This is a genomic window from Pelosinus propionicus DSM 13327, from assembly GCF_900114615.1.
Taxonomy (GTDB): Bacteria; Bacillota; Negativicutes; order DSM-13327; family DSM-13327; genus Pelosinus; species Pelosinus propionicus.
The window spans coordinates 1-11,656 of the sequence record NZ_FOTS01000086.1; the positions used below are offsets into that span (position 1 = coordinate 1).

Below are 11,656 nucleotides of genomic sequence, written 5' to 3' on the forward strand. Positions count from 1 at the left end.
AATCTCACCACCTTTCTGGCTGAGAATAAGAAAGATAGAAAAGGAATACCCTGATCTTATTCACTGACCGCAGCCTCGCATAATAAGCATTCATCTGTGAAAGTCATTTTGCTGGATACCTTTCGCCCAGAGACGCAACATCTGTGTTAGCGGTATTTGATGAATAAGGCAGGCGTCAAGCTTTATAAGCAATAACCAAAAGGTTTCGCAAGGAGGATAAGACGTTACCTTTGCTAAATTCTCTTACAAATATTTTAGCATCAAGGGGTTCCTTTACGTGTTGAAAAAATAAAATAAGTTTTGTAAACAACGGCGGATTGTTGCTTACAAAACTTATTATACGAGGAGGAGCTTTAGTGCTGATACTTTCTTATGTAGTACAAACGCTTTAACAGAAGATGGTGAGCTTTACAACATTGACGGGAATGGCAGCAGAGTTGCCGCTATGATATATGGGCCAGAGCAAGTTATTATTGTTGCGGGAATCAATAAGATTGTGAGAAATTTAGAAGAAGCAGAGAAAAGGGTGCGTAATTACGCCGCTCCACTGGATGCTAAACGGTTACAGAAAAATACGCCATGTGCTTCTTTAGGATATTGTGTGGATTGTAAAAGTGAAGAAAGAATCTGTAATGACTTTGTAGTTATCAAGCGACAATTTACGAAAGGACGTATTAAAGTTATTATTGTAGGTAAGCAGTTAGGTTACTAATTTTACGAGGTTCTTTTATAGTATCGAGCTTTGATTAGCTTATGGCGCATAAATTAAAAAAGGGAAGAGGTTATAAAATGGAAGTTATGATTCGAGCCGTTTGTTTGGAGGATTTAGATCGTATAACTGAAATTGAAGCAATATGCTTTCCAGCAGCGGAGGCAGCGACGAGAGAATCATTTCAAGAAAGAATTGCCGCTTTTCCGGAATCCTTTCTTGTAGCTGAAATAGATGGAATAATAATTGGATTTATTAATGGGTGTTCTACTAACAGTTCTGTCATATATGATGAATTGTTTCATAGTACGGAGGGGCATATAGTCGATGGGAAAAATTTAGCTGTTTTTGGATTGGATGTTATTCCTGAATATAGAAAGCAGGGAGTTGCTTCTAAGCTAATGAAGCAATTTATTCAAGTTGCCAGAAATAACGGTAAGGAAAATGTTATTTTGACGTGCAAAGAGCGATTAGTTCATTACTATGAATCTTTTGGCTTTGAAAATAACGGAATATCAAATTCGACGCATGGCGGATCCAAGTGGTTTGATATGACTCTTGTGTTATAAGCATGTCATCAAAACGTAAAAGGCAGCCCATCCCATTAGCGGATCAGGGCTGTTTTTTACTTACTTACATATTATTGTAAAATTTGGTTATTTTAGTTGTAGATAGAAAGAAAAACAGTTACCTTGATGACCTCTAACTGCAATAAGAAATATTATCCATTGATACTACTTACACTTTATCGTTATAATATAAGCTAAGCCTTAATATATCATTTGAAGGAGTGATAGGATGAGACTAAAATTGATTATCGGCACGATTATAATAGCCTTACTATTTGGCGCTGGCATCAACTACAAAACAATCATCGACCAAAAGCAAGCAGACGAAGCGCGAATAGCACAAATAACGTCTGAGGCGCAAGTGAATCAGCAAAAGGTTGAGGACATGGAAAAAGATATAGCGATTCTAAGGCGTGAGCTGGCACTCCAGCGTGATGTCTACCCAACTAGCCGTGGTGGACATCGAGTGGCTCGCTACATAGACGGTGCACAGGTGACCTGGTATAACGATATGGGTAAAACGGCATCAGGCACAACAGCTACCTCAGGCAGGACTGTAGCCGTTGATCCGGATGTAGTTCCATTAGGTTCAGAAGTTGAGATTGTTATGCCTGACGGCAGAGTGTTTAGGCGTATCGCAGAAGATACCGGTGGGGCGGTTAAAGGTAAAATCTTTGATGTTCATATAGACGCTTCAGACGAAGAGCTATATGAGCTAGGGCGTACCCATGGGGTGAGAGTATTTGTTCTTGATAGGTAGGAATAGATGAGGGACTTCGGTGAATACCAAAAGTCATAGAAGCAAGTCCCAGAAAAAATGAATTTAGCGTTCATGAGGATTATGATTTGGTGCTTTTTAAAAAATATACAACCTATCTTGTACCAGGATACCAGATGCTAGCAGAAGTTAGTAAATAAAAGGATTGCCACTTTGGACATGGCAGTGATGCCATGTCCATTAAAGTAACATTTTTGTGATTAGCCAGAGAGAGTTGTATAGTTGCTTAAAGCGAAAGTGCCTAAACTTCAAAGTTGAGAGTTAGGCACTTTTTACTTGCAACAAAATCAGTGAACAGGGATATTGCATCCATTCTCCAATTCAGTTTTTATAGACGTTTTCTAGATAGTTGTCAAATACTATTCTCCAGTACTTAGCAATGACAACTCCTAAAATAGTTATTAATCCTCCTATAATTGCTAAGAGTGAGGGGATTTCTCCTAACCATAAATATCCAATCAATAGAGTAACAATTGGTACTAAAAAAAGATAAACAGTGGCCTTTGAAGCATCTAGATTTGATAGTACGTAGGACCAGCAGAAATATGCAATTACTGCTGGGAAAATACCCAAATATATTACCGAAAGAGTCGATTGAATCGAGCTTGATTGAATGCTGTGAAGTAAGTTGCTACTCATGGGAAGCAGGGCAATGGTACCAATCCATATCGAATAACAGATGAGTTCAAAACTAGAGTATCGCAATAATAATGATTTTTGCAAAATGAAATACATACTTTGCAAAAAGGCAGCTAGAAAGACGAGAAATGTGCCGCTGCTTATAACGATGAGTGATCCGGATTCTCCCCATGAAATGATTCCTATTCCTAATAAACTCACTATCATACCAAACCATGTGGCTGGGGGAACTTTTTCTTTCAGGAGAAACGCAGCCAGTATTGCAGTAAACAAATTTCCTCCATTTACAATAAAACAGGCTGAAGCTGCGGTAACCAATTTCTCTCCATAATTTAGGACAATATTATACAATGTAAAGCCAAAGAATCCTGTGAAAGTGATGGAGACAACATCTTTTGACTTCGGAAGTTGTATTTTGCGATTATATGCTAATGGAATAAGTATGATGGAGGCGACTATATAACGAAAAGCTGCCAATTGAGTGGGCTGATAATCTTGTAGTGTGGCTCGAATACCCACGAATGCAGACGCCCACAGTACAATGGTCACAGAAATTGCAAGTACAACTTTGATGCAGACGTTTTTATCAATCATAATATTTACCTCCCAATACCTTTATTAAGAGTATATAGCAGGTAAACTCATTTGAAAAATTGAAATAATAAATCTAATCGATAGAAATTTATAATGGGTTTATATCAGGGAGTATTTGGGGGGGGGATTATGGAATTTCGTCAATTATTAACATTTAAAAAGATTGTAGAATTGCAAAGTTTTACGAAGGCAGCCGATAATCTTGGATACAGCCAACCCACAGTAACATCCCATATTCATGCGCTGGAAAAACATTTGGGAGTAAAACTTTTTGACAGAATAGGGAGAAACATAGTACTTACCGATACAGGTAACCAATTGATTAAATACGTGTCCCAGATTACAGATATATATATACAAATTGAAGACATGGCAAAGGATCAAGATATAACAAGAGGGAAAATAAAAATTGGAGCTCCTGAAACGCTGACCATATATCGTTTGGAACCTATTTTACGGGAATATCGACAAACCTTTCCGCAGGCTGATATTGTTTTAATCAATGACTCTAATGCCCCTATGTATGAGAAGTTAAAAAGGGGAGAAATTGATATAGCTTTTCAAACTGCAGCAGATTACGAATACAAAGATTATGTCGCAATTCACTTAGCATATGAGTCTTTTGTTCTTGTGGCCAACGCTGATTGCAAGATCGATAGCTTGGAATCCAATCCAGATCAGCTTGTAAACGAATGTGTGATATATAATGCAAAGGGTTGTATATATAGGCTGGTTTTTGAGGACTATCTGAAGTCTAAGCATATAGTTCCTCATAATTCGATTGAGTTGTGGAGTATCGAAGCAATCAAGCAGGGAGTGATTAATGGATTGGGAATATCTATGTTGCCTTTAATTACGATGAAGAAAGATATTGATGAGGGAAGATTGAAAGTGGTTGATTTGCATTTGAAATCAGACAATGTGTCGACGCAATTGATTTATCATAAGAATAAATGGCTTTCCAAGTCAATGCGTGTTTGGATTGAGATTGCAAAGAATCATTCAAGAAATTGGGTATAATCTGAATTTATCTTTTGGTGTAATTGAACCGCAGAATAATTCTCCTTATAGTAAACAGTGTTTTAAGTGACCGTGATGCCATGTAATAGAACAAGTCCTAATATGAATTTAACATCTGAATGAGTTAACTGATGGTTATCCGACTTGTTCACGTACAAGCAATCATTGCTTAAAAGAAACACACAGCCTATCCATTAGTGGAGCAAGGCTGTGTGTCTTTTTCGTACTCATATTTCTACATATTATTGGTACCATGTCCATAATAGTAACATTTTAAATGCTATAATCTGAGAAAAATGACATACAATCCTGCAAATATGAGACTAGTAGTTTTTTTTGCATTTGTCCGGTTCTGTGAGGGCTGCGTGCCATGAGATGCGCTTCGACTGACCTGACTCCGAATTAATACTATAGAGGTCCCTCAAGATGTGCGAGCAATGCAAAAGAAATCAAAGCGTCAAGTAAGGAAATTCCTAAGTGAATAGGGATGAATTTGTAAGGTTAGGGAACACTTTCACCAATTGAATGTCCCTTCCACCTAATATATAATAAATACTACTCCTCTTATATATTGGGTGAAGGTTCCGTTTTATGAAGCACGGCGACAACGCAAAGCGGGGGAGGGTATTTTTTGTAGTCGTAGCTGCATTGATTTATGCTAATCAAGTAAGACATAATAGGCGCAAGAATGGCCGAAGACCTTACCAGCGTAGAACATGTTTAGTGAAAAGCTAAGTATAGCGAATATCAAGGCTTAATAAACTACTGATGTTTGATTTAGCAAGAAAATGTGTGATAAAGACTTATATAACACAAAGCGAGGTAGTAATGGAACATTCCTTACATATGATATTGGCGGGGCTAATTTTAGGAGTTGTATTGGTGGTCTTTACATTAGGGAAAAGCCCCTTTTTTAGAGTGGATCGTGCGGGAGCTGCTATCATTGGAGCGGTAGCGATGATAGGAACGGGTGTTTTATCATTTGAGAAAGCCACTGCGGCAGTAAATTACAAGACAATTATCATTTTATTTTCAATGATGATTCTAGTAGCGAATTTGAAATTAGCTGGATTTTTTGAGTTTGTGGGAAACAATCTGCTGCGGGTGGTATCCAATAGGAACAGCTTGTTGTTTGCTATTATTTTGGTAAGCGGAGCTCTCTCAGCTTTTACGATTAATGATATTGTCTGCCTGCTGTTTACGCCCATTGTACTACTTCTTTGCCAGAAAATTGATTGCAATCCAGTGCCACATCTCTTGGGGGTTGCCATGGCTTCTAATATAGGCAGTGCTGCGACTTTACTAGGAAATCCACAAAATATACTGGTGGGCAGTTTGTCAGGGATGTCATTTTTGTCTTATTTTATCACTGCAGCTCCTGTAGCAATCTTAGGGCTGTTTTGTACTTTTATCGTGATTGCATTCTATTATCGTAAAGAGCTTCATGGCGGTTGGAAAGAGAGTCAGCAAATTCCCGTAAATGCCCATATGTATTTGATTATCAAAAGTTTATTGATATTGGCATTTATCTTAATTATGTATTTATTTGGCTATGATTTAGCATTGGTAGCCAGCTTGGGTGCGGCAGTATCTTTAATGACTCGACGAGTAGAACCGAATAAAGTGTATGCCAGTGTGGATTTTAACCTGCTGGTTATCTTTATTGGTCTTTTTATTATTGTTGCTGGAGTCGAAGAAAGTGGATTAGTTTCTTATATTTTTGATCAATTCTCTTTTACAAAAGTGAACGACTTAGGCGTTTTTGCTATAGTAACCGTTGGCTTATCTAATTTGGTAAGCAATGTCCCTGCGGTGTTATTAATTCGTTTTCTTATTCCAGATACTGAGATGGAAGTATGGTGGAAGGCTTTAGCTTTATTTTCAACTCTTGCCGGAAATCTCACAATTGCTGGATCTATTGCTAACTTGATTGTGGTAGAGATTGCCAAACGAAATCATGTCCATGTTACCGCACGGGAGTATTTTCGCATAGGTTTTCCTCTTACGCTGCTTGTTACCTTTATCGGATATTTATGGTTGATTTCTATTCGGTGATTTTAGTTATGTATTATTGTTGGAATCTCAGGTGCAAACAATTTGTTGAAAAACATTGGTTTTATTAAACCTGTGAAAGACCTGCTTTTGATACTTTCTGACTGCTATTTACTTTTCTTTCCATTCTCTTTTCAAAATCGCATATTCAAACGTATTTTCGTACTTTGGCGTTCCATCTGGGTTTTGAATGAAAGATATAAACTCTATAAAGTATGCTTCTCTACGCATACCGAGACGCTCGCAGAGTTTTTGTGAACGAACATTATAATCTTCCACGTAAGCATATATCCGTCTTGCATTCTTATCATTAAAAAGAAAATTTAAAAAGCCCCTTGCTGATTCGCTTGCGTATCCTTTTCCTTCGTATTTTTCATTAAGCTGCCAACCTACGCTGTAGGTATCTGGTCCATCTTTTGCTGCGAATAAATTCCCGATAACTGCATCAATTTCTTTCAAACAAACGGCGAACTGTGATTCATCTTTACTTCTTAGCTTAACATCAGCAATTGCATCTTCAAATGTGTTGAGCTTTTCATTAAGAAAGCAATTTACGCGTGGTTGGGAGAGATAATCCCATAATCCCGCTGCATCTTTTTCTTTAAAATTTCTTATAACCAATCTTTCTGTTTCAATTCTCATCCAATGTACCGCCTTTTTGTTTAATTAAATTCATATTTACAGGATAAGTTCTCTAATTGATAAGTTTTATTGTACCACACTTGGGGACGTTCCAGAGGGGCATGAGGCAAGGATTATATCTATCTTTTAGTACAAGAAAAATAACCCGGAGCCAACCTGGCTTTGGTTATAAATATAGCAAACAGCTTTCCAGTCACCTGGGGGCTGTATAGGGGGTTTATAATGGCAAAATTTTTGTATAGAGATCCTAATTTTGAACCTGATAAAGATGGAAACAGAGTAATTATAAATAAATATTGTGTAGGACCAATAGAAGTAATTATTTATGGCATAACAAAGGAAAATGAATACTATCTTGATTGGACATTTCCTGAATTTTATCCAGGTGATGCTGAGCTTGAAAGGGATTATAGAATAATAAGCAGAGACGAAATGCTTAATGCATTAGATATTGAAATTGAGACATGTAAAAAAGATGGAAATATTGAAATGAAAGATAAATATATTCAAGCCAAAAAAATAATAAAATTTTAGACCGTAAAAAACTAAGATTGGATCAAGCAAGGTGGAAAACGGTCACTTAACTGGTATCATTATTGGCTGCCGAATATGAATTTAGCATATAAATGAGTCAGCTGACTTTTATATATGACTTGTTCACGTAAGCAATGTCTAAAAGAAAGATACAGCCCATCCTTTAGTGGAACAGGGCTGTATTTTCTTTTATCTGCATTTTTACAAATTGTTGAAAATTTGGCAGGTGAAAGGAGATTATTAGAGAAGAGATATAATGCAAAATCATACTAAGTGAAGGCTATTTAATATGATAACCAGTCAAATCTCTAAGCTATTTAGAATTTGACAGAGAGGATGGTATACCATGGCTACATCTTCAAAAATATGCGTGATGATTTCTAGCCGATGTAATGATCACTTTCCAGAAGGGGATGAAAATCCAACACTTACAGAAATTCGTAAAGAATTGAAACAAGAGATCGAGTCCGTTGAAATCTTTGGAAAAAGGATATTTGAAGTTTGGATTAATGAAGAGAGTCCACCAAGAGGCGGAACTTGGGATAGTTGGGAGGTATGTATTGAGGCCGTAAAGGATTGCGACATTCTATTAGTTCTTTCTAATGGAAATGCAGGGTGGGCTGGAAATTCAGGAGATATTGGTATCTGCCACGCAGAGATGATGACTGGATTGTCTTTGGCATCTAGCAAGGTTTGGATTATTTCACTTGGTAATATAGCTATTGGTGAAAGTGAACAGGATCAACGAAATCGACGTTTCCAAGAATATATTGTGAGCCAAAGCCTTTTTAGGGGCGGTGAAGTTTCAAATGTTGAGAAACTTAAGCAGCGAGTTAAGGAAGCTTTGCGTGAAGCACTGGTTGATCTTGTGCATCGTGGTGTTCGCGAATCATCTAAAGGACGTTTTCACAGTGGTCAGGCGCTAGATTGGAACCGCTTAGACTTTGCTGCACGGCAGAAAGAAATGGAGCGTGTGTGCAAAGAGGCAATATTGAAAAGACAAAAATCAAAAGAGATAGATGGTAATGCAATTATAAGTATTGGCGGAACTGAAATTTTATTTATTCCGCATGCTATACCTGCAGCACTAAGCGTCAGTGCTGCAAAGGAGATGGTTGGACAGCCCTTCCTTAAAGACTATATGTTCGCTTCTTTAATAACACGAAAACAGGGAGGTCCGGTTCATATTATTGCATGTCACAAAACTGCAACTGAAGCACAAGCAATAAGGTTTCTTGGTTGTCCTGATGCCACTGTTGTTAGTGCACCATTTGGTATATTTGTGGCAGATAATATACAAAAAATTCAGTTTGTTTTTATTATGAACTGCAGAGATGATGCAAACACGCGTCATGGGATACAACGTTTTTTTGAGTGGTTAGAGCAAACGAGAGAAGATATTTTATTAGCCAAACGTGCGAAATCGCGCGCCAAGATTGTCCAATCTATAGCACATGAAAATAATTTGTAAGCATCCACTTCTACTAATGCATATATGTTCATAGAACAATTTACTAATATGCAGTTTGAATTTTCGTCATAGCACCTATTTACGTGAGACTTTAATATTCAGCGTGATGCCTACCCGACTAGCCATTGTGACTATCGAGTGGTTCGCTACATAGGTGGCGCACAGGTGACCTGGTTGTATGAAAGATGCTAAAAGGGATATGAAAAAAACTTTTTATGGGAAAGATAGGAAAGGAAAAAGCTATATTAGCAAAGTATATCCACCTACGCAAACTAGCATAAACTTTACCGATATCAATAAGTTGGAGGAGTTTGTTCAGGGACTTATTAAGTGACAGTAGGGACAGCCTAATGTGCGAAAAGGGGAGATCACCCACCAAGAAGCACGCCATTTCGGCGCACCGGTTAAAAACAAATAAAAAAAGAGGTAAAAGGATGATCAACACAAAAGAATGGGGCGCGCAACAACAGTTATTTAAGAACATAGTTTTAAAACCGGGGAAATTTGGTGAGGCAATTAAGTTATGTCTAGAATTACATGCGATGGTTCATTCATCTGAAGTGTCGTTGATTAAAAAAGTAACGTTTGAAGATGAATTATGGGAAAGATTAGATGAAAAAACATTTCGAAGTATGCCTTCTCTAAAAGATGTCACTATTGCATGGAATTTATGGCATATAACGAGAATTGAAGATATCACCATGAATATTCTGATAGAAAGTCAGACTCAAGTTATTAATACAGAAAAATGGCTAGAAAAAATGAACGCTCGGATCATGGATGCTGGGAATTCAATGACAGATGAAGAGATAATGGATTTAAGTTCGCGAATTGATATGCAGGAATTACGTAACTATAGAATTGCAGTAGGTAGAAAAACATGTGAAATAATTTCAGGATTTGAGCCATCGGATTTAAAGAGAAAGATGAATAATCCTCAGAATCTTCAACGAATATTTGATGAGGGTGCAGTCCTAGAACATAAAGACTCTAAATGGTTAGTTGATTTTTGGGGAAGGAAAAATGTTGCAGGTATTTTGTTGATGCCTATAACTCGACATCAAATGGTACATATAAATGATTCAATTCGTTTAAAAAAGAAATGCCAATATTCGTGTTTAAAGAGATAATTACAGTCATTCTTAAGCCAATCGTAACAGGTTTACCATCACCACTTACTTTGCGGGTGGTGACAGCTTCGCTGGTACCCTCACATACCGACCAAGATCATTATCATATTCAACTCTACAAGCCTCTTCATCAAACAGCAGTTGCCACGCAAACTCATTTGCCTCACGTTCAAAGCGACCAGGGGAGAAGAAGGTATGTTCAATCATAAAGTAATAGCCCCAACCGTATTACAAAGGATCAAAATTAGGTCCATCAAAACTACAGCAAAGATAGATATTATTGATAATGTCAGTATATTCGGCTTTCCAGTAATGAGGATCATTTGTTAAATTATATCTTATGTTTGGAATATTGTGCTGAATAGGTGTCTTAAACGGCTTTGATAAGAAGATCATAAGAGCTCCTTTTTCAGGCCAATCACCTTCGTATATATCGCCAATCTTATTCCCAGCTGCAAGTTCTTTTTCTAGAATTTCCTTTAGTTTACCAGCTATTCTCGTATTTTCGTATTGAAATTTATTTGAATTCAAAAATGTCACCTCATTTCTAGTTATGCGTTTAGAATTAAGATAAATCGTCCAGTTAAGAGCCTGATTATCAACAGCAGTTGCCGCGCAAACTCGTTAGCCTCACGCTAAGTGAATAGGGGAGAAGAAGGTATGTTCGTTTGGATGGAGTCACTGTCTGCATATTACATAACTCTTGCTATACTTCAATCCAAATCATACTTACAAACCATCCATGCTTGCCACAGTGCCGGCTCAGCACCAATTCCTCCGTCTAAAACATAATCAGCAGCAGTCTTAGCCAATTCATATTTATCAAAGAATCCATACTCATTAGGCTTCATATCAAACTCTTTATTAAAATCTTTTTGTAGTCCATTACATAAATAAGAATGAAATTGGCCACAATCAAATCCTAAAACATCGTAACCGATACAATTAGTTGGGGCGAGATTGTTTTTAAGTTTTAAAACGTCATAGACTAAATAAGATCCCATACCTTTTTGTGGCTTCTCTTCGTCAAAAAATAAATCAAGGTCCTCTGAACCTAAGCCAATACTTAGTAAAATTATATCTTTATTATTCTTTAAAAAAGTATGATGAAATTCAATTGCAGTTTCTTTATCAAAAAAACCATTCTGCCATCCCGTTTTATTTTTATTAAAATTAGTTGTTACCCATTTTTCAATTTTAAAAAAATCATCTGTATCTAAATTAAGAGATGATTTTATTCTCTTAATAGATTCATCCCGTTGTTGAACCCAATCAAGAGCCCATATACTAGGAATAACATCACATATGCAATTACTTACGGAATAAATGGTGTTAGGAACTAAATCTGCACTCATATAGTCAGCTCTTTTAGATGGATTTATTAAAAAATAACCACCAAGAATAAAATCCATATTCAACCTCTCTCGTATAATAAGTTTTGTAAGCAACAATCCGCCGTTGTTTACAAAACTTATTTTATTTTTTCAACACGTAAAGGAACCCCTTGATGCTAAAATA

The 11,656-nt window shown here is 36.8% G+C and carries 14 protein-coding genes; 9 read left to right on the forward strand and 5 right to left on the reverse strand.

Annotated elements, in window-relative coordinates; translation table 11 throughout:
- Positions 1 to 316: 316 nt before the first annotated feature.
- The 3 genes from BMZ99_RS24775 to BMZ99_RS24785 all read left to right on the forward strand — a co-directional run bounded on the left by BMZ99_RS24775 (position 317) and on the right by BMZ99_RS24785 (position 2,038).
- Positions 317 to 712 (forward strand): lactate utilization protein, encoded by a 396-nt coding sequence (locus BMZ99_RS24775; protein ID WP_245755151.1) that lies wholly within the window; start codon positions 317 to 319, stop codon positions 710 to 712.
- A gap of 77 nt (positions 713 to 789) precedes the next feature.
- A complete protein-coding gene (locus BMZ99_RS24780; protein ID WP_090944395.1) occupies positions 790 to 1,278 on the forward strand; it encodes a GNAT family N-acetyltransferase in 489 nt (162 codons plus the stop codon).
- A gap of 229 nt (positions 1,279 to 1,507) precedes the next feature.
- On the forward strand, positions 1,508 to 2,038 hold the full coding sequence (locus BMZ99_RS24785; RefSeq protein ID WP_090944398.1) for a 3D domain-containing protein: 531 nt from the start codon (positions 1,508 to 1,510) through the stop codon (positions 2,036 to 2,038).
- A 339-nt stretch (positions 2,039 to 2,377) separates the two neighbouring features.
- On the opposite strand, the gene BMZ99_RS24790 is transcribed toward BMZ99_RS24785, so the two are convergent.
- Positions 2,378 to 3,289 (reverse strand): DMT family transporter, encoded by a 912-nt coding sequence (locus tag BMZ99_RS24790; protein WP_090944402.1) that lies wholly within the window; start codon positions 3,287 to 3,289, stop codon positions 2,378 to 2,380.
- A 129-nt stretch (positions 3,290 to 3,418) separates the two neighbouring features.
- Here BMZ99_RS24790 and BMZ99_RS24795 point away from each other — a divergent pair, with 129 nt between their 5' ends.
- Both BMZ99_RS24795 and BMZ99_RS24800 read left to right on the forward strand, forming a co-directional pair.
- A complete protein-coding gene (locus tag BMZ99_RS24795; protein ID WP_175490702.1) occupies positions 3,419 to 4,309 on the forward strand; it encodes a LysR family transcriptional regulator in 891 nt (296 codons plus the stop codon).
- Positions 4,310 to 5,101: 792 nt separating this feature from the next.
- Positions 5,102 to 6,364: an ArsB/NhaD family transporter gene (locus tag BMZ99_RS24800; RefSeq protein WP_245755149.1), complete on the forward strand. Its 1,263-nt coding sequence runs from the start codon at positions 5,102 to 5,104 to the stop codon at positions 6,362 to 6,364.
- A 108-nt stretch (positions 6,365 to 6,472) separates the two neighbouring features.
- Here BMZ99_RS24800 and BMZ99_RS24805 read toward each other — a convergent pair whose 3' ends face one another.
- The gene (locus BMZ99_RS24805; protein ID WP_090944411.1) at positions 6,473 to 7,003 is read right to left on the reverse strand and encodes a GNAT family N-acetyltransferase; all 531 of its coding nucleotides are present in this window, start codon (positions 7,001 to 7,003) and stop codon (positions 6,473 to 6,475) included.
- 222 nt (positions 7,004 to 7,225) lie between these two features.
- On the opposite strand from BMZ99_RS24805, the gene BMZ99_RS24810 reads away from it, so the two are divergent.
- The 4 genes from BMZ99_RS24810 to BMZ99_RS24820 all read left to right on the forward strand — a co-directional run bounded on the left by BMZ99_RS24810 (position 7,226) and on the right by BMZ99_RS24820 (position 10,138).
- Positions 7,226 to 7,537, forward strand: a complete 312-nt coding sequence (locus tag BMZ99_RS24810) for a hypothetical protein (protein WP_090944414.1) — start codon at positions 7,226 to 7,228, stop codon at positions 7,535 to 7,537.
- 346 nt (positions 7,538 to 7,883) lie between these two features.
- Entirely contained in the window at positions 7,884 to 9,008 is a 1,125-nt protein-coding gene (locus tag BMZ99_RS24815; RefSeq protein ID WP_090944417.1) for a hypothetical protein, read from the forward strand.
- A gap of 178 nt (positions 9,009 to 9,186) precedes the next feature.
- The gene (locus tag BMZ99_RS26645) at positions 9,187 to 9,342 is read left to right on the forward strand and encodes a hypothetical protein (protein ID WP_175490703.1); all 156 of its coding nucleotides are present in this window, start codon (positions 9,187 to 9,189) and stop codon (positions 9,340 to 9,342) included.
- A gap of 100 nt (positions 9,343 to 9,442) precedes the next feature.
- Positions 9,443 to 10,138: a DinB family protein gene (locus BMZ99_RS24820; RefSeq protein WP_090944420.1), complete on the forward strand. Its 696-nt coding sequence runs from the start codon at positions 9,443 to 9,445 to the stop codon at positions 10,136 to 10,138.
- Between the two features lie 45 nt (positions 10,139 to 10,183).
- Here BMZ99_RS24820 and BMZ99_RS24825 read toward each other — a convergent pair whose 3' ends face one another.
- From BMZ99_RS24825 to BMZ99_RS24835, 3 genes are all read right to left on the reverse strand, one after another.
- Positions 10,184 to 10,345 (reverse strand): hypothetical protein, encoded by a 162-nt coding sequence (locus tag BMZ99_RS24825; RefSeq protein ID WP_245755150.1) that lies wholly within the window; start codon positions 10,343 to 10,345, stop codon positions 10,184 to 10,186.
- Positions 10,346 to 10,366: 21 nt separating this feature from the next.
- Positions 10,367 to 10,669, reverse strand: a complete 303-nt coding sequence (locus BMZ99_RS24830; protein WP_090944422.1) for a hypothetical protein — start codon at positions 10,667 to 10,669, stop codon at positions 10,367 to 10,369.
- 182 nt (positions 10,670 to 10,851) lie between these two features.
- Positions 10,852 to 11,550: a hypothetical protein gene (locus BMZ99_RS24835; RefSeq protein WP_090944425.1), complete on the reverse strand. Its 699-nt coding sequence runs from the start codon at positions 11,548 to 11,550 to the stop codon at positions 10,852 to 10,854.
- Between the last annotated feature and the right edge of the window lie 106 nt (positions 11,551 to 11,656).

Bases quoted from the DNA above. Each gene is read 5' to 3' on its own strand.
- BMZ99_RS24835 (WP_090944425.1), bottom strand. From the start codon at position 11,550: ATGGATTTTATTCTTGGTGGTTATTTTTTAATAAATCCATCTAAAAGA.
- BMZ99_RS24795 (WP_175490702.1), top strand. From the start codon at position 3,419: ATGGAATTTCGTCAATTATTAACATTTAAAAAGATTGTAGAATTGCAA.
- BMZ99_RS24820 (WP_090944420.1), top strand. From the start codon at position 9,443: ATGATCAACACAAAAGAATGGGGCGCGCAACAACAGTTATTTAAGAAC.
- BMZ99_RS24810 (WP_090944414.1), top strand. From the start codon at position 7,226: ATGGCAAAATTTTTGTATAGAGATCCTAATTTTGAACCTGATAAAGAT.
- BMZ99_RS24805 (WP_090944411.1), bottom strand. From the start codon at position 7,003: ATGAGAATTGAAACAGAAAGATTGGTTATAAGAAATTTTAAAGAAAAA.
- BMZ99_RS26645 (WP_175490703.1), top strand. From the start codon at position 9,187: ATGAAAGATGCTAAAAGGGATATGAAAAAAACTTTTTATGGGAAAGAT.
- BMZ99_RS24780 (WP_090944395.1), top strand. From the start codon at position 790: ATGGAAGTTATGATTCGAGCCGTTTGTTTGGAGGATTTAGATCGTATA.
- BMZ99_RS24825 (WP_245755150.1), bottom strand. From the start codon at position 10,345: ATGATTGAACATACCTTCTTCTCCCCTGGTCGCTTTGAACGTGAGGCA.
- BMZ99_RS24790 (WP_090944402.1), bottom strand. From the start codon at position 3,289: ATGATTGATAAAAACGTCTGCATCAAAGTTGTACTTGCAATTTCTGTG.
- BMZ99_RS24785 (WP_090944398.1), top strand. From the start codon at position 1,508: ATGAGACTAAAATTGATTATCGGCACGATTATAATAGCCTTACTATTT.
- BMZ99_RS24815 (WP_090944417.1), top strand. From the start codon at position 7,884: ATGGCTACATCTTCAAAAATATGCGTGATGATTTCTAGCCGATGTAAT.